The organism is Geodermatophilus sp. URMC 62, assembly GCF_052931475.1.
This window is the reverse complement of the sequence record NZ_JBRFHY010000001.1, coordinates 1781049-1802180: the sequence shown is the minus strand read 5'-3', so window position 1 is coordinate 1802180 and position 21132 is coordinate 1781049. Positions and strand designations below refer to the sequence as shown.

General features: G+C 76.9%; 19 protein-coding genes. 7 read left to right on the top strand and 12 right to left on the bottom strand.

The features are described from left to right. Positions 1–11 precede the first annotated feature (11 nt). On the top strand, positions 12–437 hold the full coding sequence (locus ACU616_RS08580; RefSeq protein WP_446758051.1) for an ATP-binding protein: 426 nt from the start codon (positions 12–14) through the stop codon (positions 435–437). Between the two features lie 90 nt (positions 438–527). Here the strand turns inward: ACU616_RS08580 and ACU616_RS08575 are convergent, their stop codons facing one another. Continuing rightward, positions 528–2612, bottom strand: a complete 2085-nt coding sequence (locus ACU616_RS08575; RefSeq protein ID WP_446758050.1) for a SpoIIE family protein phosphatase — start codon at positions 2610–2612, stop codon at positions 528–530. Positions 2613–3359: 747 nt separating this feature from the next. Next, positions 3360–4079 carry a hypothetical protein gene (locus ACU616_RS08570; RefSeq protein WP_446758049.1) on the bottom strand — a complete coding sequence of 240 codons (720 nt, stop codon included), beginning with the start codon at positions 4077–4079 and terminating at the stop codon, positions 3360–3362. 377 nt (positions 4080–4456) lie between these two features. On the opposite strand from ACU616_RS08570, the gene ACU616_RS08565 reads away from it, so the two are divergent. Both ACU616_RS08565 and ACU616_RS08560 read left to right on the top strand, forming a co-directional pair. Continuing rightward, entirely contained in the window at positions 4457–5932 is a 1476-nt protein-coding gene (locus tag ACU616_RS08565; protein WP_446758048.1) for an amino acid permease, read from the top strand. Positions 5933–5955: 23 nt separating this feature from the next. Next, positions 5956–6927, top strand: coding sequence for a nucleoside hydrolase (locus ACU616_RS08560; RefSeq protein ID WP_446758047.1), 972 nt, complete (start codon positions 5956–5958; stop codon positions 6925–6927). Between the two features lie 6 nt (positions 6928–6933). Here ACU616_RS08560 and ACU616_RS08555 read toward each other — a convergent pair whose 3' ends face one another. After that, positions 6934–7626: a GAF and ANTAR domain-containing protein gene (locus ACU616_RS08555; protein WP_446758046.1), complete on the bottom strand. Its 693-nt coding sequence runs from the start codon at positions 7624–7626 to the stop codon at positions 6934–6936. Between the two features lie 165 nt (positions 7627–7791). Here ACU616_RS08555 and ACU616_RS08550 point away from each other — a divergent pair, with 165 nt between their 5' ends. Both ACU616_RS08550 and ACU616_RS08545 read left to right on the top strand, forming a co-directional pair. After that, positions 7792–8250, top strand: coding sequence for an ATP-binding protein (locus tag ACU616_RS08550; RefSeq protein WP_446758045.1), 459 nt, complete (start codon positions 7792–7794; stop codon positions 8248–8250). A 51-nt stretch (positions 8251–8301) separates the two neighbouring features. Then, a complete protein-coding gene (locus ACU616_RS08545; protein WP_446758044.1) occupies positions 8302–8745 on the top strand; it encodes a YdeI/OmpD-associated family protein in 444 nt (147 codons plus the stop codon). 18 nt (positions 8746–8763) lie between these two features. Here ACU616_RS08545 and ACU616_RS08540 read toward each other — a convergent pair whose 3' ends face one another. The 5 genes from ACU616_RS08540 to ACU616_RS08520 all read right to left on the bottom strand — a co-directional run bounded on the left by ACU616_RS08540 (position 8764) and on the right by ACU616_RS08520 (position 15160). Further along, positions 8764–9000 carry a hypothetical protein gene (locus ACU616_RS08540; RefSeq protein ID WP_446758043.1) on the bottom strand — a complete coding sequence of 79 codons (237 nt, stop codon included), beginning with the start codon at positions 8998–9000 and terminating at the stop codon, positions 8764–8766. A 90-nt stretch (positions 9001–9090) separates the two neighbouring features. Then, positions 9091–10284 carry a diguanylate cyclase gene (locus ACU616_RS08535; protein ID WP_446758042.1) on the bottom strand — a complete coding sequence of 398 codons (1194 nt, stop codon included), beginning with the start codon at positions 10282–10284 and terminating at the stop codon, positions 9091–9093. Positions 10285–10387: 103 nt separating this feature from the next. Continuing rightward, a complete protein-coding gene (locus ACU616_RS08530; protein ID WP_446758041.1) occupies positions 10388–11077 on the bottom strand; it encodes an NYN domain-containing protein in 690 nt (229 codons plus the stop codon). 226 nt (positions 11078–11303) lie between these two features. After that, the gene (locus ACU616_RS08525; protein WP_446758040.1) at positions 11304–13406 is read right to left on the bottom strand and encodes a putative bifunctional diguanylate cyclase/phosphodiesterase; all 2103 of its coding nucleotides are present in this window, start codon (positions 13404–13406) and stop codon (positions 11304–11306) included. A gap of 125 nt (positions 13407–13531) precedes the next feature. Next, positions 13532–15160: an acyl-CoA dehydrogenase family protein gene (locus tag ACU616_RS08520; RefSeq protein WP_446758039.1), complete on the bottom strand. Its 1629-nt coding sequence runs from the start codon at positions 15158–15160 to the stop codon at positions 13532–13534. A 165-nt stretch (positions 15161–15325) separates the two neighbouring features. Between ACU616_RS08520 and ACU616_RS08515 the strand changes: the two genes are divergently transcribed. After that, positions 15326–16144 carry a phosphotransferase gene (locus ACU616_RS08515; RefSeq protein ID WP_446758038.1) on the top strand — a complete coding sequence of 273 codons (819 nt, stop codon included), beginning with the start codon at positions 15326–15328 and terminating at the stop codon, positions 16142–16144. A gap of 443 nt (positions 16145–16587) precedes the next feature. Here the strand turns inward: ACU616_RS08515 and ACU616_RS08510 are convergent, their stop codons facing one another. The 4 genes from ACU616_RS08510 to ACU616_RS08495 form a co-directional block, all read right to left on the bottom strand. Further along, positions 16588–17805 carry a DUF222 domain-containing protein gene (locus ACU616_RS08510; RefSeq protein WP_446758037.1) on the bottom strand — a complete coding sequence of 406 codons (1218 nt, stop codon included), beginning with the start codon at positions 17803–17805 and terminating at the stop codon, positions 16588–16590. Between the two features lie 281 nt (positions 17806–18086). After that, positions 18087–18482 (bottom strand): SRPBCC family protein, encoded by a 396-nt coding sequence (locus ACU616_RS08505; protein ID WP_446758036.1) that lies wholly within the window; start codon positions 18480–18482, stop codon positions 18087–18089. Beyond that, positions 18479–18736 carry a hypothetical protein gene (locus ACU616_RS08500; protein ID WP_446758035.1) on the bottom strand — a complete coding sequence of 86 codons (258 nt, stop codon included), beginning with the start codon at positions 18734–18736 and terminating at the stop codon, positions 18479–18481. Before ACU616_RS08500 ends, ACU616_RS08505 begins: the two co-directional genes overlap by 4 nt. Positions 18737–18829: 93 nt before the next feature. Next, positions 18830–20113, bottom strand: a complete 1284-nt coding sequence (locus ACU616_RS08495; protein WP_446758034.1) for a competence/damage-inducible protein A — start codon at positions 20111–20113, stop codon at positions 18830–18832. A gap of 232 nt (positions 20114–20345) precedes the next feature. On the opposite strand from ACU616_RS08495, the gene ACU616_RS08490 reads away from it, so the two are divergent. Continuing rightward, positions 20346–21104, top strand: a complete 759-nt coding sequence (locus tag ACU616_RS08490) for a hypothetical protein (RefSeq protein WP_446758033.1) — start codon at positions 20346–20348, stop codon at positions 21102–21104. The last annotated feature ends 28 nt before the right edge of the window (positions 21105–21132 follow it).

The window sequence follows — 21132 nt, the reverse complement described above, 5'->3', positions numbered from 1 at the left end:
GGAGTCACGGGGTGGGACGCGGACGGGCCGGGCTCGGCTGGCCCGCGGCGTCCCCTCCTCCGGCGTGGGACGGCATGTCCTGGCAGCTCTCCGAGGTCACCGAACTGCCCCGCGTGCGGCACGAGGTGCGGCTCCGCCTGGACGCCGAGGGCACGGCCGACCTGCGCGACCGGCTGCTGCTGGTGCTCGACGAGATGGCCTCCAACGCGCTGCGCCACGGCGGCGGTCGCGTGCAGGCCGCCGTCCGCCGCACCGGCGACGCGTTCCTCGTCGCCGTCTCCGACGGCGACGCGGCCACCCCGCCGACCCCGGCCGTCGACCGCGACCCCAGCGAGGGTGGCCTGGGCCTCCACCTCATCGCCGAGCTGTCCACGGCGCACGGCTGGTACGTCGACGGCGACGCCAAGACCGTCTGGGCGGTCCTCCCCCGTCACTGACCGCCCCGAGCCGGGTGACGTGCTGGAACGGCCACCCTCCAGGCACCAGCCCTGAGCCTGCGGAGGGTGGGGGGAGGGGTGGTCCTCCTGCTACTGCGGGTGCAGGCGGATGGCGACCAGGGCGACGTCGTCCTGCAGGCCCTCGGGGCGCAGCCGGGTGACCAGGGCGCCGCAGAGCCGCTCCAGCGGCAGGTCGGCGAGCTGGACCAGCGCCGTCCGCAGCAGCTCGGTGCCCTCGTCGAGGAGCAGGTCGCGGCCCTCGACCAGCCCGTCGGTGTAGAGCAGCAGCGTCGAGCCGCGGTGCACCTCCACCTGCGACGACGTCCGCCGCGCCTCGGGGTGGACGCCGAGCATCAGCTCCCCGCGGCCGCCCCCCAGCGTCCGCACCTCGCCCGACGGCGTGAGCAGCAGTGGCGGCGGGTGGCCGGCGTTGGACCAGCGCAGCGTGGTCAGGCCGGCCGCGCGCTGCTCCGGCGTCTGCTCCACGCGGGCGACCACTGCGGTGGCCATCGTGTGCAGCCCCAGCGCGCCGACGGCGGCGTCGAGCTCGGTGAGGACGGCGTCGGGCGGCGTGTCGCCGCGGTAGGCGATGCCGCGGAGCATGCCGCGCAGCTGGCCCATGCTCGCGGCGGCCTCGATGTCGTGGCCGACGACGTCGCCGATCACCAGCACCGTCGCGCCGTCGGGCTGCAGGAAGGCGTCGTACCAGTCGCCGCCGACCTGGGCGACCTCCACGGCCGGCTGGTAGCGCACGACGATCTCGGCGTGGTCGGGCTGCGGCGGCGCGGTGAGCATGCTGCGCTGCAGCGCCTCGGCCAGCCGGCGCTGCTGGCCGAACAGCCGGGCGTTGTCCAGCGCCAGCGCCACCCGGTCGGCGACCTCGCGGGCCGTGGCGACGTCCTCGGGCCCGGCGACCGGGCGGTCCTCGCCGCGGTAGAGGCTCAGCGCGCCGAGCGTGCGCCCGCGGGCGAGCAGCGGCAGGGTCAGCGCCGAGCGGGGCGCCAGCGCGTCGAAGGCCTCCCGCACCTCGCCCTCGGGCAGCGTCGGCCGGATGACCGCCCGGACGTCGGGCACGGTGAGCAGCTGCCCGGACTCCAGGGCCCGCAGCACCGGGGCGTCCGGTGGGACGGAGGACAGCCGCAGGCGCGCGTAGGTGGCGGCGGCCGCGCGCAGCGCCGGGTCGCGGTGCCAGTTGGCGACGTCGTGCATCCGGCCGTCCTGGCCGCTCGACAGCGTCATGACCACCCAGTCGCCCAGCACCGGGACGACGGACTCGGCCACCCGCTGCAGGGCCGCCTCCTCGGCGACGGGCGAGTCGAGCGACGGCGACATCAGCGCGCTCACCTCGGCCAGCAGGGACAGGCGCGCGGCACCGTCACGGGCGCGCTGCTCGGCCGCCCGGCGCTCGGTGACGTCGAGGAAGTACACCGACAGCCCGTCGGGGCCGGGCCAGGCGCGCACCTCGTACCAGGCGTCGAGCGGCACCGGGTAGTGGGCCTCGAACACCCGCTCCTCGCCGGCCTCCACCGCACCGCGGTAGTTGACCTCGAAGTCGCTGCCGACGGCGGCCGGGAACAGCTCCCAGACGACCCCGCCCAGCAGCTCCTCGCGGGAGCGGTGCAGCACCCGCTCGGCCTCGGCGTTGACGTAGGTGAAGCGCCACTCCTGGTCGAGGGCGAAGAACGCCGAGCGCATCGTCTCCAGCACCCGGGAGACGCGGGCCTCGCCCTCGCGGACCACGGTGGTGTCGATGCCGGCGCCGAGCAGCCGCGCGGCCACGCCCGAGGCGTCGGCGAGCGCCCGGCCCCGGCCCTGCACCCAGCGGATCTCCCCGGAGGGCAGCACCGCCCGGAACTCCGCGGAGTACTCGCCGCAGGTGTCGATCGCCTCCTGCAGCGCCTGCAGCGTGCGCTCGCGGTCGTCGGGGTGGATCCGCGCGGCGAAGGCCTGGATCGTCTCGGCGAACTCGCCCGCGCGGAAGCCGAACATCTCCTGGAGCTGGTCGTCCCAGGCGAGCCTGCCGGTGGTCAGGTCCCAGTCGAAGCTGCCGATGCCGGCGGCGTCGATGGCCAGCTTGAAGCGCAGCCGGCTGACCTCGGGGTCGTCGGGGAGGGTCGGCAGCCGCCCGGCGGACGCCTCCCCCGGCGTCCCCGGACGCTGCTCGGGGACGGTCACGCGGGGCGGGCTCATCTCGTGCGGGGGCGGCGGGTTCCGTCCTTTGTCTCACGTCGGCGGGCGTGGTTCCACCCGGTGTGCCCGAGTCGACACCGGAACGGGGTGCGCGGGGACGCCTCCCGGCGGGTCCGGGGACGCCGGACGGGCGCCCCCGGCGGCCCGGCTCCGGCGGCGGTGCCGGAGCGGGCTCGTCGGGAGCGCCCGTCGAAGGTCGTGACGCGCGGCGCCCGCCGGAGCGGGACACACCGTCGTCGCCGGTGCCGGTGCCGGCGGCGCCGGGCCAGGCGGACCGCGGCCGGTCGACGGCGCGCTGCACCTCGGGCGCGGCCCGCGAGGGCCGGCACCGGTCCCTCGGCGCCCGGTCTGGCCAGGTCGTGCCGGTCGGAGACCGGGGGAGGGACGTCCCTCCCCGGGCACCGGCAGGGCCTGGGGGTCGCCTCCGGCGGCTGCCGCTGCCGCCAGGCCGTACCGCACCGTGCCGTCTGCGCCTCCCTGGAGGGACCGCGCGCTGTCCTGGGTGCGGAGCAGTCGGCGGAGGTCGAGGCGAGAACCGTCGTGCGGAGAGGTCTGTCGGCGGCGAGGTGCCGCGGGGAGGGCCAGGGGCGGCCGCGAGCGGCCGGGAGGTGGAGAGCTGCGCACGGACCGGACCGGCGGTCCCGGCCACCCGAGGGGGAAGTGATGGCCGGGCCCGTCGACCTCGTCGGCGAGGCGTCGGACGGCGTCCCCGGGGAGGGGGCGCGCTGCGGGTCAGTCGGGGGCGGGCGGTGGCCGGGGAGAACCCCGGGCCACCACGGGCACCGGGTCGCCCCGGGCCCGCGCCGACCCGGACACCGCGGGTGGGCCGGCCCGCGCCTCGGCGGCCGCCGGCCGCGCGGGCCAGCCGGCGGGGGCCAGCCCCGGACCGGACCCGCCGGTGCGGGGAGGCGACACCCGCCGGACGACGCCGGCGGGAGGGAGCGCCGCGGCGGGGGAGGACGCCGCGGGCCGGACCGTGGGGGTGCTGGGCAGCTCGATGAGCACGACCGGGCCGTCGGCGGACGCCGGCGCCGGGCCGTCCGGGGACGCCGGCGCCGGGTGGGCGGGGCGGCCCCAGGCCAGGTGCGCGCCGTCGGGGCCGGCGCCCCACAGCGCCAGGCGCCGGGTGGCGGCGCGCAGCCGTGCCCGCAGCCGCGAGCCGGGGACGGCCCCGCTCGCACCGGAGACCGGCGGTGGGGTGGCCGGGACCGCGGGTGCGGCCGGTGCGGCCGCAGGAGCCGCCGGCCGGGGCCGTGGGGACGGCACCGGGCGCGCCACCGGCAGCGGCCGCAGGGCGCGGGCCGCGCCGGGCGAGCGGGTCGCGACCGCCCGGCGGGGGCGCCGTCGGCGCGGCAGCTCCTCGGCCCCGTCGAGCAGGCCGAGGAGGGCCGCCAGCGTCAGGTCGTCCGGCAGGGTCGCCGACGACGGAGCGGGTGCCCGGTCGATCGCCATGCCGTCCTCCTGGGGTCTGTGTCCGCGGCCGGGGAAGGTGCCGCGGACGAGGAGAAAGGTAGGGACGACGGGACCTCCGGACGGCACTCCGGGACACTCCTCCGAGCGCCCGTGACGGAACCGTTGCAGGCCCCTGACCAGCGCTTCGGCGACCCGGCGCTGCCGCCGAGCACTTGTCGACAAGCCGGTGGCCCCCGAGCGTGGAGCCCTCTCCGGGGGCCTGCGGTCACGCCGCGACACGACCCGGCGCGCCCGCGTGTCGCGCCGTGTCCGGGAGGTCGTCGCAGCCGCCGCGGGCCGTCGCGGCGCGCGCCGCCGTCCCGCGGCACCCGCCGTCCCGGTTGCCGGGCCGTTGCGGGCCTGCCCAGACTCGGGAGGTGAACGACCAGCCCACCGAGGGCGCCTCGACCTCCCCGGAGACCTCCCCGGAGACCTCCCCGGAGACCTCCCCGGAGACCTCCCCGGCGACCTCCCCAGCGACCTCCCCAGCGACCTCCCCGGCCGGCTCCGCAGCGCCCGACGGGACCGACCCCGACACCCGGCTGCGCCGCGCCGTCACCGGCCCGCTGCTGTACCTGTTCATCCTCGGCGACGTCCTGGGCGCCGGCGTGTACGCGCTGGTCGGGGAGGTGGCCGGGGAGGTCGGGGGCGCCATCTGGGTACCGCTGCTGGCGGCGCTGGTGCTGGCCCTGCTGACGGCGGGCTCCTACGCCGAGCTGGTGACGAAGTACCCGCGCGCCGGCGGGTCCGCGCTCTTCGCCGAGCGGGCGTTCCGCTCGCCGCTGGTCGCCTTCCTCGTCGGCTTCTGCATGCTCGCCGCGGGCGTGACCAGCGCGGCCGGGCTGGCGCTGGCCTTCGCCGGCGACTACCTCGGGGTCTTCCTCGACGTGCCCGCCGCACCGGCCGCGCTGGTCTTCCTGCTCGCGGTGGCACTGCTCAACGCCCGCGGGATCCAGGAGTCGCTGCGCGCCAACCTCGTGATGACGCTGGTCGAGACCTCCGGGCTGGTGCTCGTGGTCGTCCTCGGCGCGGTGGTCCTCGGCCGCGGGGACGGCGACCCCGGCCGCGCGCTGGAGTTCCCGCCGGGGGTGTCGGCGGCGACGGCGGTGCTCTCGGCGGCCCTGCTGGCCTACTACTCCTTCGTCGGGTTCGAGACCTCGGCCAACGTCGCCGAGGAGGTGCGCGACGTGCGGCGGGTCTACCCGCGGGCGCTGTTCGGGGCGCTGCTCACGGCGGGCGTGGTGTACGTGCTGGTCGGCCTGGCCGCGGCGGTGGTGCTGCCGCCCGACGAGCTGGCCGGCTCCACCGGGCCGCTGCTCGAGGTGGTCCGCGCCGCCGACGCCGGCATCCCCGACCGGCTGTTCAGCGCGGTCGCCCTCGTCGCCGTCGCCAACGGCGCGCTGCTCACCATGATCATGGCCAGCCGCATGGCCTACGGGCTGGCCGAGCAGCACCTGCTGCCCGCCGTCCTCGGCCGGGTGCTCCCCCGCCGGCGCACCCCGTGGGTGGCCATCGCGGTCACCACCGCGGTCGCGATGGGCCTGGCCCTCGCCGGTGACCTGGCCACGCTGGCCAACACGGTGGTGCTCCTGCTGCTGGTCGTCTTCCTCAGCACGAACACCGCCGTGCTCGTGCTGCGCCGCGACCGCGTGGCGGCGCCGCACTTCCGCGTGCCCGCCGTCGTCCCGGTGCTCGGCATCGCCTCCTGCCTCCTGCTGTTCTGGCAGCAGGAGGCGCGGACCTGGGGCTTCGCCGGCGTCCTGCTGGCCGTCGGGCTGGTGCTCTACCTGGTCACCGCGGTGCCGCGCCGCCGCGCCGCGGCCCGGGAACGGGAGCACGCCCCGGTCGGCTGACCCCTGCTTGGGAGGATGGCCGGGTGACCGTCCCCCCGGCGACGTCCCCGCCGCTGCCCCTGGTGATCGACACCGACCCCGGCATCGACGACGCGCTCGCGATCCTCCTCGCGCTGGCCAGCCCCGAGGTGGACCTGCGCCTGGTCACCACCGTGCACGGCAACGTCGAGCTGCCGCAGACGACGGAGAACGCGCTGCGGGTGCTGCACCTCGCCGGCCGCTCCGACGTCCCCGTGGCCGCCGGCGCCGCCGAGTCGCTGGTGTACCCCCAGCCCGAGCGGGCCGGTCACGTGCACGGGACCACCGGCCTCGGCGGGGTGCAGCTGCCGCCCTCCCCCGCCGCGGTCGACCCGCGGCTGGCCGTCGTCGCGCTGGCCGAGCTGCTCCTGGCCGCGCCGAGCCCGGTGACGGTGGCCGCGATCGGCCCGTGGACCAACATCGCGCTGCTGCTGGCCACCTACCCCGAGGCGGCGGCGCGGATCGGCCGGCTGGTGCTCATGGGCGGCTCGGCCGCCCGCGGCGGCAACGTGACCGCGGCCGCGGAGTTCAACGTGTGGGCCGACCCGGAGGCCGCCGCGCGGGTGCTCGGCTCGACGGTCCCGACCGTGCTGGTCGGCCTCGACGTCACGCTGCCCACGGTGCTCGACGAGGACGGCATCGCCCGCGTCGCCGCGGCCGGGCCGGTCGGGGCCACCGCGGCGGCGATCCTGCAGCAGTACCTCGACCACACGCGGTCCTCCTACGGCACGACCGGTGTCGTCGTCCACGACGCCCTGGCGCTCACCGAGGCGATCGTGCCCGGCACGCTGGGCACTGTCCGCCGCGACGTCGTCGTCGACACCACCCGGGGCGCCGGGCGCGGGCAGACGCTGGTCGACCGGCGGTCGGTGTCGGACTCCCCAACGGCGGTCGACGTCGCCGAGACCGTCGACAGCCCGGCCGCCGTGGAGTTCCTGGTCGGCCGGCTGGCCGCGCTCGCCGCGACGGTGGGCTGAGCCGGCTCAGCGCGGGGGCTGCTGCGTGGAGGCCACGATGCCCGTGGCGATGTCGCGCAGCTTGCGGTTGTAGCGCTGCGAGGCGGCGCGCAGCAGGTCGAAGGCGCCCTCGGCGTCGACGTGCCGCTGCGCCATGAGCACCCCCTTGGCCTGCTCGATGACCGCCCGTGACTCCATCGCCAGCTGCATGTTCCGTGCGTGATCGGTCAGCTGGGCGTGCGCGTCGGCGTTGGCGACGGCGACGGCGACCACCTCGGCGACCTCGCGGGCCGCCCCGGTCGAGGACGCGGAGGAGAAGGCGGCCGGCCGGGTCGAGTACATGTTGAGCGCCCCGATCGAGCTGCCCTGGTAGGGCAGCGGGGTGGACAGCGAGCTGCGGGCGCCGACCGCGACGACCCGCGCGGTGTAGTCGGGCCAGCGCTGCTCGGTGTGCATGTCGTCGATGCGGATCTGGACGCCGGCCCGCGCGGCGTCCAGGCAGGGCCCGTAGCCGCGCTCGTACTGCAGCTCGTCGGCGGCCGGCGCCATCTCGCCGTGGTGGGCCGCCGTCGTCGGCGTGTCGCCGCGGAGGAGGGTGATCGACGTCGACTCCGCGCCGGGCACGTGTCCGGCGGCCAGCCGGGTCACCTCCCCGAGGACGTCAGCGAGCTCGCGGTCGGCGAGCTGAACCCGGCTGAGCGCGCGCCACAGGGCCTCCACGGGTGCATTGTGCCCGGCGCGGGCCGGCGCGCGGGGCCGGTCGGGGGACCGCTGCTGCAGCCGCTGCGGGTTTCGGTCAGGATGGACACGGATCGAGGGACCGCGGAGCGGACGCGAGGGGTGGCGATGGGCCGGGAGACATGGCCGTGTGTCCCGGTTCCGTCCGTGCCCGGTGACGTCTGGCACTGGCAGCTGGAGGCCATGCACGTCGTCTCACGGGTCCGCTCGGACCTGCGCGCCCGGATCGCCCACCCCTCGGTGAGCTCGTCGTCGACCGACGACGCCCGGGACGGGTTGCTGCTGGTGTTCGAGGAGCTGGCGTCCAACGCGCTGCGGCACGGCGGCGGCGACGTCCGGGCACTCGTGGTGGCCAGCCCGGCAGGCTGGCTGCTCGATCTCAGCGACGAGGCGCCCGACCGGCCGCCGGTGCCGGCCGTCGACCGCGACCCCTCCCTGGGCGGGATGGGTCTGCACCTGGTGGCGCAGCTGTCGGTCGACTACGGCTGGGAGCGCCGGCCCGGCCGCAAGCACGTGTGGTCCCGGCTGCCCTCGGGGCTCGAGCCGATCGAGGGCTTCAGCGACCAGGTCCCCGCCCCGCGGGCGCCCGAGGCGCCGCGCGACTGACCGGGTGAGGCCGCTGGCCCCTCCCGCGCGGGCGCGGCACACTGCCCGGCCATGAGGTTCCGGACGACGGTCGAGCTCCACGGCAGGTCGGCCACCGGCCTGCCCGTCCCCGACGCGGTGGTGGAGGCCCTGGGCGCCGGGCGCCGTCCCGCGGTCTCCGTGACGCTGAACGGCCACACCTACCGCAGCACCGTCGCCTCGCGCGGCGGGTCGTTCGTGGTGCCGCTCAGCGCGGAGAACCGGGCGGCGGCCGGCGTGTCGGCCGGCGACGGGGTCGACGTGGAGCTGGCGCTGGACACCGAGCCGCGCGAGGTCGTCGTCCCCGCCGACCTGGCCGCGGCCCTGGCCGACGACCCGCAGGCCGGCCGGGCGTTCGCGGCACTCCCCTACAGCCACCGGCAGCGGCACGTGCTGGCCGTCGAGGGCGCCAAGGCCGCCGAGACCCGGCAGCGCCGGATCGCCGCGGCCGTGCAGGCGCTGCGCGGGGGCGGCTGAGCGGTCGGGCGGGGGCCCTCAGGCGTGGTCGGCGACCGCCGCGCCGTCGTGCTCGGCGCGGGCGCAGTGCGCGCAGCAGTAGAACCGCCCCTCGACCACCACCCCGTGGCCGATCACGGTCACGCCGCAGTGCTCGCACACCGGGGCCATGCGGTGGATGGCGCACTCGAAGCTGTCGAAGGTGTGCCGGGCGCCCTGCGCCACCACCTCGAAGCTCATGTCGTAGTCGTTGCCGCAGACCTCGCAGACCGCCATGGCCCCTCCTCGCCGGTGTCGCCGTGACCGGTCCCTTCCCCGGTGGCCGGGGAGGGACACCGCCGTCCGGGCGCGTCGCGGGACGGGCGGTCAGGCGCTGAGGCGGGCGGTGGTGCCGACGGCGTTGCGGGTCTCCTTGGCGGCGTAGAGGCAGTCGTCGGCGCGGGCGGTGAGGACGGCGGGCGCGGCGTCGGGCCCGCCGGCCGCCGCGACGCCGAGGGAGACGGTCAGCTCGCCGGGCTCGAACCCGGGCAGCCGCAGGGCGAGGGTGGCCAGCCGGACCTGCTCGGCGAGCGCGATCGCGCGCTCCTCGGGGCCGCCGGGCAGCAGGACGGCGAGCTCGTCGCCGCCCAGCCGGGCCACGACGTCCCCGGTGCGGACGGCGGCGCGCAGCAGGTCGGCGATCGCGCGCAGGGCGGTGTCGCCGCCGGCGTGGCCGTGGCGGTCGTTGACCTGCTTGAACCGGTCGAGGTCGACCAGGACGACGGCGACCGACTGCCCCGACCGGCGGGAGACGGCGCAGGCGGCGTCGAGCTCGGCGTCCCAGCGGCGGCGGTTGGCCAGCCCGGTGAGCGGGTCCTCCTCCGAGAGCCGCTCGAGGCGGGCCAGGAGCAGGCGGGTGCGGTCCTGCTCGCGGTGCAGCCCGACGGTGGTGCGCACCTCCTGCACCGACAGCTTCTGGCGGACGGCGTGCATGATGCAGGCGATCACCGTGGCGGTGGCCAGGTGCACGGCCACGGTGACCACCTCGTCGCCGGGGAGGTCGTTCGCCGCGACGAGCGCGGCGACGACGAGCGCGACCCAGGTGGCCGCGCTCAGCCCGAGGGTCCACTGGGCCCGGCCGGAGAGCACTCCCCCAGCGCCGAACAGGGCAGGGGCCAGACCGAGTGCGTAGGCGACGGGGTGGTCGACCTGCGCGAGCATCCACGACACGTCGACCTGGACGGCGCCGAGCACCAGGACCGTGGTGACCAGCTCCGGCCGGCTGCGGCCCAGCGGCCGGGTCACCAGCACCCAGAGGGCCACGGCCATCGGCACGAGGGCGAGCAGGCGGACGGGGATGAACAGGCCGGCGCGCTCCGGCTCGAGGTAGAGGTCGAGAGGCGCCCAGGCGGGCAGGACGATCATCGCCGTGACCGTGAGCACGATGCCCGACGAGCGGGCACGGCGGCCCAGCTCGGCGACGACCTCGGGGTCGTCGGCGGCCACCACCGGTCCGGGACGGTCGGCTGCCCGGCGGTCGCGCCGGCCCGCGGTCTCGCGGTCCAGGAGGGAGATGGCCACGGCGACCCATCGGCGCCGCGGACCGGCGCACTGAGCGCGACGCAACCGGCCCTCCCCCGTCCGGGTGACGAGCCGGCCGGGCGCACCCCGCCGCGGCGGGTCCTCAGGCGTTGCGGCGGGCGGTCCAGGACGAGACGAAGTCGCGCAGGCTCCGGGTGGGCCGCAGCCACGCGCCGTCGGGCGGGAGCGCGTCGAGCCGCACGCGGTCCAGCGGGGCGGCGAAGGCCCCGGGCACGTCCTCGATGTCGATGAACTCCAGCAGGTCGGAGCTGATGGCGTAACCGGCGACCTCGCTGAAGGCCACGACGACGACCTGGGTGCCCGACCGGGCCAGCTCCTCCAGCGGCTCGGCGAAGTTGCGGCCGTCCCCGGAGAAGACGACCAGCCGCCGCAGCCGGTGGCTGTGCGTGCGCACCTCGATGTGGTCGAGCATCGCCTGGTCGATGTCGTCGTCGGGCTGGGACTTCGGCCGCGCGAAGACGGCGAACCCGAAGCCGCGCAGCGCCTCGACCCAGCGCTGCAGCGAGCCGACCACCGGCGGGATGTTGGCGAACACGCACGCCTCGACCTCCGGGGCGTCGGGCGCGCCGGGGTCGCCGGCGCCGTCGACGAACCAGGCGGCGATCGCGTCGAAGCGCGGCCGGGAGGCGGCGGTGGGGCGGGCGCCGATGACCGTCGACAGGGTCATGTCGATGTTCGGCGCATCCCAGATGAGCAGGTCCAGCGCCGGCCGGCCGCGGCCGTCGAGCTCGTCGGGGGACGCCAGGACTGCCGCACCGCTGGTCTCGGTCACGGGGGCAGTCTGCCTGTTCGGTCCCGGGCCCGTGACCGCGGCGGGAGGGGCTCCGGGACCGGGGCCCGCGTCGGCGCCGCCCGCCGGATCGCCGACGGGATCGACAGCGGGATCGACAGCGGGGTCGGCAGCGGGCGGTCCGGCGGGCAGGGGTGCCGGCGGCCCGGCGGGTGACGTCGCCCGGCGGACGCCGCGACGGCGTCCCGGGCCGGTCACCCGCCCCGCCTCAGGGCAGCTGCCCGGCGAGGGCGAGCGCGCAGGAGTCTCCGCCGCCGGCCCGGACGCGGTCGGCCCAGCGGGGAACGTCGCCCGATGCCATCGGGCGGGCCAGCAGGTAGCCCTGGGCGAGGTCGCAGCCGGCCTCGCGGACCATCCGCAGGTGCTCGGCGGTCTCCACGCCCTCGGCCACCGACCGGATGCCCAGGCTGTGCGCGAGCTCGACGATGGCGCCGAGCACGGCTCCGGTGCCCGCGGTGGCCAGCCGCTCGGCCGCGGTGATCAGGGAGCGGTCGATCTTGAGCGTCCCGATCGGCAGCGCCATGAGCTGGGCCAGTGAGGACCACCCGGTGCCGAAGTCGTCGATCGCCACCCGCACGCCGAAGCCGCGCAGGACGGCGAGCTGGTCCTCGGCGCGGGTCGGGTCCTCGGCCACGGTGGTCTCGGTGAGCTCGAGCATGAGCTGCTCGGGGGCGAGGCCGGAGTCGCGCAGCGCCGTCCGGACGTCGCGCACCAGCGTCTCGGCCGAGAAGTGGCGGGCGCTGATGTTGACCGCCATGCGCAGCGGCAGTCCCTGGGCGGCCCACTCGGCGGCCTGGCGGGTCGTCTCGCGCAGCAGCCAGCGGGTGATCGGGATGAGCTGGCCGGTCTCCTCGGCGACGGAGAGGAACGCGTCGGGCGCGAGCAGGCCCCGCTCGGGGTGCTGCCAGCGCAGCAGCGCCTCCACGCCCTCGACCTCGCCGGTGTCCAGCCGCACCACCGGCTGGTAGTGGACGACGAACTGGTCCAGGGCGCCGTCGCGCAGGCGGGTGGCGACGTCCATCCGCCAGCGGGCGGCGTCGCGCAGGCCGGGGGAGAACAGGTGCACGCGGTCGCGCCCGGCGGCCTTGGCCGCGTACCCGGCGGCGTCGGCGTCGCTGAGCAGCTGGTGGGCGTGCTGCAGGCCCGGCTGCGAGACGGCGACGCCGATGCTCGCCGACACCGGCACCGACAGGCCGCCGGCGGTGAAGGGCCGGCCGAAGGAGCGCTGCAGGCGGAAGGCCAGCGCCGCCGCCTCGGGGGTGTCGCAGGAGCGGGCGAGGATGACGAACTGGTCGCCGCCGAGCCGGCCGACGGCGTCCCCGGGACGGATCTGGGTGATCAGCCGGGCGCCGACCTGGCGCAGCAGCTCGTCGCCGACGCCGTGACCGAGCGAGTCGTTGACGGTCTTGAAGCCGTCGAGGTCGAGGAAGAGCAGCGCGGTGCGGGAGCTCTCGTCGGCCAGCGCCTCGCCGATGAGCTCCAGCAGGCGCACCCGGTTGGGCAGGCCGGTGAGGTCGTCGTGCGTCGCCTGCCAGGCCAGCCGCTGCTCGACGAGGGCCCGCTCGGTGATGTCGGTGTGGGTGATGACCAGCTGCCTGGTGTCGTCGACGCGCGCGGCCTGCAGCCGCCACCACGTGGTGGTCCCGGCCAGGTCGTGGGCGTAGTCGTGGGCGAAGGTGCGCGGGGCCTCGCCGGCTGACCGGGCGCGCAGCTGGTCGAGCCCCTCGGTGACGCGCGCGAGGTCGGCGGGATCGAGCCCCTGCGAGACACGGGCGAGGTAGTCGTCCCCCACCTGCGCGGGCTCCCAGCCGCTCTGCCGCACCAGGTCGGTGTTGCCCGCCCAGATGCGGTTGGCGGTGCGGATCCGCCCCTCCTCGTCGACCAGCACGGTCGGCGAGGGCAGGGCGTCGAGGACGGCGGCGGTCTGCTGGAGCTCGCGGGTCTGCGCGACGTGGGCGCGGTGGCGGGAGTCGACGTCGCGCAGGAAGACCACCACGCCGCCCTGCGCGTCGGCGGAGGCGCGGACCTCGAACCACCGGTCGTGCGGCGCGTAGAGGTACTCGAACGCCCGCGGCCGGCCGTCGGCGAGCACCGCGTGCACGTGCTTCTGCAGCGCCGAGCCGAGGACGTCGGGGAAGCAGTCGCGCACCAGCCGGCCGAGGAGGCGCTCCGGCGGCCGCTGCAGCAGCTGGGCCAGGGCGGCGTTCACCCAGGTGAAGCGCCACTCGGCGTCGAGCCGGCAGACGGCGTCCGGGACGCTGTCGAGCAGGTCCGGCGGCGCCGGCAGGCTGACCTGGTCGGTTCGGTGCACGCGTCTCTCTCCCCCTGCCGCCGCACGCCGGGACCCGCCCAGGCGGTCCTCGGCATCCGGACCGGGACGGGTGGGAAGTCGGTCCGTACGCGACGCCTACCCGAGAGTAGTGGAGCCGTCGGGAGTCAGGCAGCCGAGACCGTGGACCGCTCGACGAGACGGGCAGTGGGCACGCCGGCCGGCAGCGTGCCCAGGACCGTTCCCCAGTCGCCGCCGAGGCGGGTGGCGCAGAAGGCGTCGGCCACCTCGGGCGGGCTGTGGCGCAGCAGGAGCGAGCCCTGCAGGCACAGCGCGAGCAGGCCGGCGACCCGGCGGGCGCGCAGCGGCAGCGCCTCGGGATCGCCGAGTTCGGCGGAGAGCCGCCCGACGGCGTCGTCGAACCGGGCGTCGGCGCCGCGGGCGAGCCCGATCTCGGCGGTGACGGCGGTCAGCGACTCACCGGAGCGTCCGAGGGCGCGGAGGACGTCGAGGGCGATGACGTTGCCCGAGCCCTCCCAGATGCTGTTGAGCGGTGCCTGCCGGTACAGCCGCGGGAGGCCGGACTCCTCGACGTAGCCGTTGCCGCCGAGCACCTCCAGGGCCTCGCCCACGACGGCCGGCGTCCGCTTGCAGACGAGGAACTTGGCCGCGGCGCCGGCCAGCCGGAGGAACGCCGTCTCCCCGGCGTCGACGGCGGCCGCCAGCCGGACGGCCAGCGCCGTCGCCGCCTCGCTCTCGACGGCGAGGTCGGCCAGGACGTTCTGCATGAGCGGCTGGTCGGCGAGCAGGGCGCCGAAGGCGCGGCGGTGGCGGGCGTGGTGGAGGGCCTGGGTGAGCGCGGCCCGCACGGTCGCCGCCGAGCCGATGACGCAGTCCAGGCGGGTGGCGTTGACCATCTCGATGATCGTCGGGACGCCGCGGCCGGGCGCACCGACCAGCCAGCCGGTGGTGCGGTCGAACTCGACCTCGCCGGAGGCGTTGGCGCGGTCGCCGAGCTTGTCCTTGAGCCGCTGCAGCCGGAAGACGTTGCGGGTGCCGTCGGGCAGGACCCGCGGGACGAGGAAGCAGGACACCCCCTCCTCGAGCTGGGCGAGGACGAGGAACAGGTCGCTCATCGGGGCGCTGGTGAACCACTTGTGCCCGGTGAGCGCGTGGGTGCCGTCGCCGTTCGGGACGGCGCGGGTGGTGTTGCTGCGGACGTCGGATCCGCCCTGCTTCTCGGTCATGCCCATGCCGGCGACCAGGCCGGGCTTGGCCGTCGGGTCGGTGAGCCCGAACGCGTAGCCGGTGCCGGTGAGGCCGGGCCCGTAGCGGGCGTCCAGCTCCGGGGCAGCGCGCAGCACGGGGACGGCGGCGTAGGTCATGGTCACCGGGCAGCCGTGGCCGGCCTCGACCTGGGTCCAGCCGAGGTAGCCGACGGCGCGGCGCACGTGGGCGTGCGGGTCGCCGGCGTCGGCCGCGGCCCAGGGTGCGCCGGCCAGGCCGTGGGCGAAGGCCGCGCCCATGAGCTCGTGCCAGGCCGGGTGGAACTCGACCTCGTCGACGCGGTGGCCGTAGCGGTCGTGCGTGCGCAGGACCGGGCGGTGCTCGTCGGCCAGTCGTCCCCACTCGCGGGCCTGCTCGCTGCCGGCCAGGGCGCCGAGGTCGGCCAGCGAGGTGAGCGTGGCCTCGTCCGCGTGCCGGACGCAGGCCTCGGCCAGTGCCGCGTCCCCGCCGATCGGATCGTGCCCGACCAGCGGCGGGACCTGGTTGGTGACCTCGTGCGTGGCGCTCACGGCGGGCACCGTACGACCGACCGGGTGGGACCTGGTCATCGTGGGGACTGCGGCGACCGCGAGGTCCCCGTCGTCGCAGCGAGTGCACCGCGGCAATCCAGTGGTCACCGGGACGCGGTCGGCGACAGTCTGGTGCCTGGAGACTCCCGAGGGACGGGGCTGGTCATGGCCGAGGACGCTGCGGCGACAGGCGGGGAACGGCTCGCCGGGGGCAGGACCTCGCCCGGGGTCGTCCGCATCGGGAGCACGGTGCGCCGCCCGGTCCGCCGGTCGACGACGTCGGTGCACGCGGTGCTGCGGCACCTGGAGCGAGCGGGGTTCGCCGGGGCGCCCCGGGTGCTCGGGTTCGACGACGCGGGTCGCGAGGTGCTCACCTACCTGGAGGGGGAGACGGCCGGTGAGGCGCCCTGGCCGGCGTGGGTGTCCTCCGACGAGGCCCTCCCCCAGGTCGGCTCCTGGTTGCGGCGGCTGCACGACGCGACGGCCGACTTCGTGCCGCCGGAGGACGCGGTGTGGTTCTCCGGCAGGTCCTGGCGCCCGGGTCTGGTCATCGGGCACCACGACGCGGCGCCGTACAACGCGGTCTGGCGGCAGGGCCGGCTGGTCGGGTTCGTGGACTGGGACCTCGCCGGGCCCTCCTCGCGGGAGTTCGACCTGGCCTACTCGGCACTGATGTGGGTGCCCCTGCTCGCTCCTGGGTCCGCCTGGCCGCTCGCCCACCGCTCCGTGGAGGAGCGCCGCCGCCGCGTGCACCTGCTGCTGGACGCCTACGGGTACGCCGGCGACCGCGCCGCGCTGCGGGAGGCCGTGGCCACGCGCGCCCGGAGGAACGCCGAGGTGACCCGCCGGCTCGCCGACGGCGGCGACCCGGTGTTCCAGGCGCTCCGCGGCCAGGCCGACGACCTGGACCGGTCCGCGCAGCAGGTCGAGGAACTCCCGGACTCCTTCTGGCGGCCACCCGCGGCAGCTGCAGGGCCTCGATGACCAGGTGACGGAACCCGCCGGGTGTCCGGCAGAGGGCGCTGTGGGCCACCGACCGAAGACCACCGACCGAAGGCCATCAACCGAAGGCCACCGACCAAGAGCCACCAAGAGCCACCGGGGGCCCGCGACCGAAGGCCACCGAGGGCCACCGACCGAAGGCCACCGACCAAGAGCCACCAAGAGCCACCGGGGGCCACCGACCGAAGGCCACCGACCACGGGGCACCGACCACGGGCACCGCGGAGACCGTGGGGACCGCTCCGTTGCGGTCGGCGTCTGCCCCCTCCCTCGTCTCCCATGCCCCACCACCCGCGACGACGGCTCGACCGAGTGGCCGACCGCATGCCGGGGGGTCACGCCCGACTGCCCTCCTCCCGTTCCACGTGGAACGGGAGGAGGGTGCGGGATCAGGACGCGCCCGCCGGCGGGATCAGGCGGCGGGATCAGGCGGCGTGTTGCAGCAGGTGTGGTGGTCCGGTGCGGATCTCGGTGCCGTCGGGGCGCCAGGTGCGCCAGGTGCCGTCGGGTTGTCGTTCGATCCGGAAGCCGTGGTGCACCTTGGTGTGGTGCCGTTCGCAGAGCAGCGCGGCGTTGTCGATGTCGCTGGCTCCGCCGTTGACCCACTCCAGCAGGTGGTGGGCGTCGCACCACCAGGTCGGGGCGTCGCAGCCGGTGAACACACAGCCGCCGTCACGCACGTCCAGCGCGCGGCGGACGTGCGCCGGAAAGAAACGGGTGGCGCGGCCGTAGTCCAGCGGTTGCCCGTCGGGACCCATCACGATGCGGGTGACCTCGCCGTCGCAGGCGAGCCAGCGGGCGCGGGCGGCGGAGACGACCGCGCCGAAACCCATCGCCGCGGCCGCCGGTCCGGTGGCGGGGTCGGCCAGGTCGGCGATGCCGATGGTCACGAGGAGCTGGGACTTGTTGCGGCGCAGCAGCGGCAGGGATCCGGCGGCCAGGACGTTGTCGGCCAGCTGCACGAGCGCGTCACCCAGCTGCCCGGCGCGGGAGCGCTCCTCGGCGGCGGACCGACCGGTCTGCACGTAGGGCTCCAGGGCGGCCTGCAGCTTCTCCCCGCCCACGGCGTCGAGTTCACCGCGCAGGGACACCGACCCGTCTGCGTGCCGGGTCAGGTGCAGCCGCCGGCCCTCGGTGGGATCGGGCTCGGGTCCGTCGGGGTCCAGCCGGGCCAGGTAGCCGGCGACGACCCCGGCGAGCTCCCTGTGCGGCGTGCGCGCGGCCACCACGGCCAGCGCGGCGTCGACCTCGCCCAGGTCGACGCCCTGATCGGCCGCGGCCGCGGCGTTGTCCGGCTCGACGACCTGCGCGATCTCGGCGGCCTGACCGGCCGTGACCGTGCCCTCGGCGCACGCGGCGGCGACCGCCGGCAGCTGCTCGAGTGCCCGTCCGGTGCGCACCAGCCGGGCGGCCTCGGTCGGGGACAGGTGGCCGTGCCCGCGCAACCACGACGACATGGACCTCAGCCCGTCGTGCTCCGGCGCGGAGGCCAGCTCGCCCTGGCGCACCGCGTGCGCCAGGTGTGCGGCCAGTTTGTTGGCCGCGGCCAGCAGCACCCGGATCCGCTCGTTGAGCTGCGGGCCGAACATCGCGGCCAGGTCGTCGTCGCCGAGCGCGTCGATCGCTGCGAACAGCTCGTCCACGACACCTCCCACCACTCGATCAGATGTTCGAACACTACCGCAGCGGAGAGACTGGCGTGCGCTGTTTCCCCAGCTCAGGACGTTGTCCACAGGATCCGAGGACGTCTTGACACCGCTCGATGACTCCCTGACGCGACCACGGCCTGCCCTCCCGTGGAGAGCCGGCGACCCCCGGTGCCACAGCGGCCGCAGCCCTCGGGCTGCCGCCGTCGGCGACGGGGACGGGGACGGCGACGGGAACGGCGACGGCGACGGGGACGGGAACGGCGACGGGGACCGAGTCAGCGCAGCGGGCGGACCAGCCGGCCGATCGCGAGCTGGGCCAGCGGCGCATAGCCCACCACCACGGGCGCCGGGCCGCGGATCCGCAGGCCGGTGGTGCTGCCGCCGTCCGGCCCCTCGGCCACCCAGTGCAGCAGGTGCAGCCGCACCGGGCCGGCCGACACCGTCCACGACCAGCGCCGCGCCGGCTCGTCGACGGTCTCGACGACGAACGGCAGCGTCACCCCCAGCGGACCGCGCACCCGCCCCGACACCCCGGCCGCCAGCCGTGGCACGGGCACCTCGACTCCGGTGATCTGCGGCGCCCACGTCGGCCACCGGGCCGGCTCGGCGTAGCGCTCCCAGGCCTCCGCGGGGGCGAGCGGCCCGGTGGCGTGCAGGGTCAGGACGCTCACGGCGCCTCCTCGGTCAGCGGGACCACCCGGCACTGCACGACGACGGCGGTCAGCCCGTCAGGGGTCCCGGAGGCGTGCTCCTCCCCCGGCTCCCACAGCGCCGCCTCCCCGGTGGCCAGGACGCGGCGCCGGTCGTCCCCGCCCGACGCCCAGCCGGAGCCCGGGACGACCAGGAACAGCTGCCACAGCCGGGTCGGGTGCCGGCCGGCCGATCGTGCCGCCCGGAGCCAGCCGGACGACGTCGACGGCGACACCGTCCTGCGGCTCCAGCACTCGGGCCGCCGCACACAGCGACGCGCCGCTGCTCCCGTACGACGTCAGCGGACCGGACGGCAGGGGGAGCACCCTCATGCCGGCGGGCCGCCCAGCAGCAGCTGCCGCAGCAGGTGCAGCGCGAGGACGACGGAGCGCTCGCGCACCGCCGTCCGCGAGCCGTGCAGCCGCACCGACCGCGCCTGCTGTCCGGCCGGGCCGAGGACGCACAGGTGCACGGTGCCGACGGGCTTGTCCGGCGTCCCGCCGCCCGGGCCGGCGATGCCGGTGATGCCGACGCCGACGTCGGTCCCGAACCGCGCCCGCGCGCCCTCGGCCAGGGCCAGCGCGACCTGGGGGCTCACCGCGCCGAACTCGGCGAGCACCTCCCCCGGCACGCCGACGAGCTGCTCCTTGGCCGAGTTCGCGTAGGAGGTGATCCCGCCGAGCACCCACGCGGAGGAGCCGGGCCGCGCGATCAGCCGGGCGACGAGCAGCCCGCCGGTGCACGACTCGGCGGTGGCGATGGTCAGCCCCTGGTCCTCCAGCGCGCCGGCCACCAGGTCGTCGAGGGTGGGCCCCGTGGAGAACAGCGTGGCGGCGTACTCCTCGCCCAGGACGGCGACGAGCCGGTCGTAGGCGGGCTGGGCCTCCGGCGCGAAGCGGGTGACGATCTCCAGCTCGCCCTCGCGCAGGCAGGTGGTGATCTCCAGGCCGTCCAGCTCGGACTCGTGCGCGCGCAGGGTCGCCGCCAGCTGGGCCTCCAGTGTGCCCCAGAGCCGGACGGTCTCCTGTCGCAGCTCGGTGGCCCCCGCCAGCACCTCGCGCACGGGCCCGGCGGCCAGCGCGGCCGGCCACATGCCCTGCAGCTCCGCCGGCGGCCCGGGCAGCACGACGACGACCGGGCCGCCGCGGCCGTCGGCCGGCGGGACGACGAGACCGGGCGCCGTCCCGACCGGCTCGAGGACCGTGGCACCCGCGGGCACCATCGCCTGCTTGCGGACGCCGGCCGCCGTGGCCTCCGGGTCGGCCCGCCAGCCGCGCCGGGTCATGAACCGCTCGACGACGGCGGCGACGCGCTGCTCCAGCTCGGGGTCGACGTCGAGCGGGCGGCCCTGCACCTCGCCCACGACGGCCGCGGTGAGGTCGTCGGCGGTGGGACCCAGCCCGCCGGAGGTGATCACCAGCTCCACCCCGGAACCGGCGAGGTACTCCAGCGCCCCGCGCATGTCCTCGGGCCGGTCGCCGACCACCAGCACGGTGCCGACGTCGACGCCGGCCCGCCGCAGCTCCTCGGCCAGCCAGGGCCCGTTGCGGTCGGCGACCCGGCCGGTCAGGACCTCGGTGCCGGTGACGACGATGCCCGCGCGCGTGCCCACCGCTCGACCCTAGAAGGACCTCCTGCCCCCCGCTCCTCGCCGGCTCGCGACGGGACCTCCAGCAGGGCCCTGCGACGGGCCACGGCGACGGAGCGCCGGCGGCGGCGGGGACGGACGGATCCGTCCCGGGTGACCCGCCGCGGACCTCCCCGGCCCGGAGGCGCCGCGCGGCTAGCGTGCAGGCGGAGACCGGCTCCCCGAGGGCCCACCCGTCCGACGAGGAGGAACGACCGTGACCGCCCCGCACCCGCCGGCCGGCCCGCGCACCCAGGAGATCCCGCTCGCCCCGGCCGGGGCGACGGCGGCCGGGGCGGCCGAGCAGGTCCAGCCCGCCCCACCGCACCCCGCGGCTCCCCCGCTCCCGCCGCCCCCGGCACCGGGCACCGCCACCACCGCCGTCCAGCCGCGCGTCGAGGACGCCGCGGCGCACGCGGCGGCCGCCCAGCCGACCGGCCCGCTGGACTCGTGGTTCGGCGCGCCGTCGGCACCGCCGGTCGGCCCCGCGACACCTCCCCCCGCACCCCACGCCGGTCCCGAGGACGCCCCGCAGCCCGACCCCGCCGCGCCGCCGTCCCCCGCGCCTCGGCAACCCGCGCCCCAGCCCGGCGCCACCGCGCAGCGCGCACCCCGCCGGCCCCGCGACCGCGCGCTGCTCACCGGCGCCGGCCTCGTGGCGCTGAGCCTGCTGCTGCTCCAGCTGGGCCTGGCGCGCGACCTCGGCGGGGAGCCGCTGTGGTCGGTCACCCCGCTGTGGTCGGCGTTCGCCACGCTCGCCGTGCTCGTCGGCGCGCTGCCCCTGGTGCCGCGCCTGCCGCTGCCGGGCGGTGCGGCCACGGCCGAGAAGGTGGCGCTGGGCGGACTCACCGGGCTGGGGGTCTTCTGGCTGCTCGTCGGGCTGCCCAACGCCGACACCGACCGCGGGTTCCTGCTCACCGCCGCCCTGGCGGCGCTGGGCGTCGCGCTCTGGCTGGCGCCGGCCCGCCGGCGCTGACCCGCAGGGCGCAGCGCCCCGGGGCCGG

Coding starts and splice junctions, on each gene's coding strand:
- ACU616_RS08570 (WP_446758049.1), bottom strand. CDS start 4,079: ATGGCGATCGACCGGGCACCCGCTCCGTCGTCGGCGACCCTGCCGGAC.
- ACU616_RS08545 (WP_446758044.1), top strand. CDS start 8,302: ATGAGGTTCCGGACGACGGTCGAGCTCCACGGCAGGTCGGCCACCGGC.
- ACU616_RS08540 (WP_446758043.1), bottom strand. CDS start 9,000: ATGGCGGTCTGCGAGGTCTGCGGCAACGACTACGACATGAGCTTCGAG.
- ACU616_RS08515 (WP_446758038.1), top strand. CDS start 15,326: ATGGCCGAGGACGCTGCGGCGACAGGCGGGGAACGGCTCGCCGGGGGC.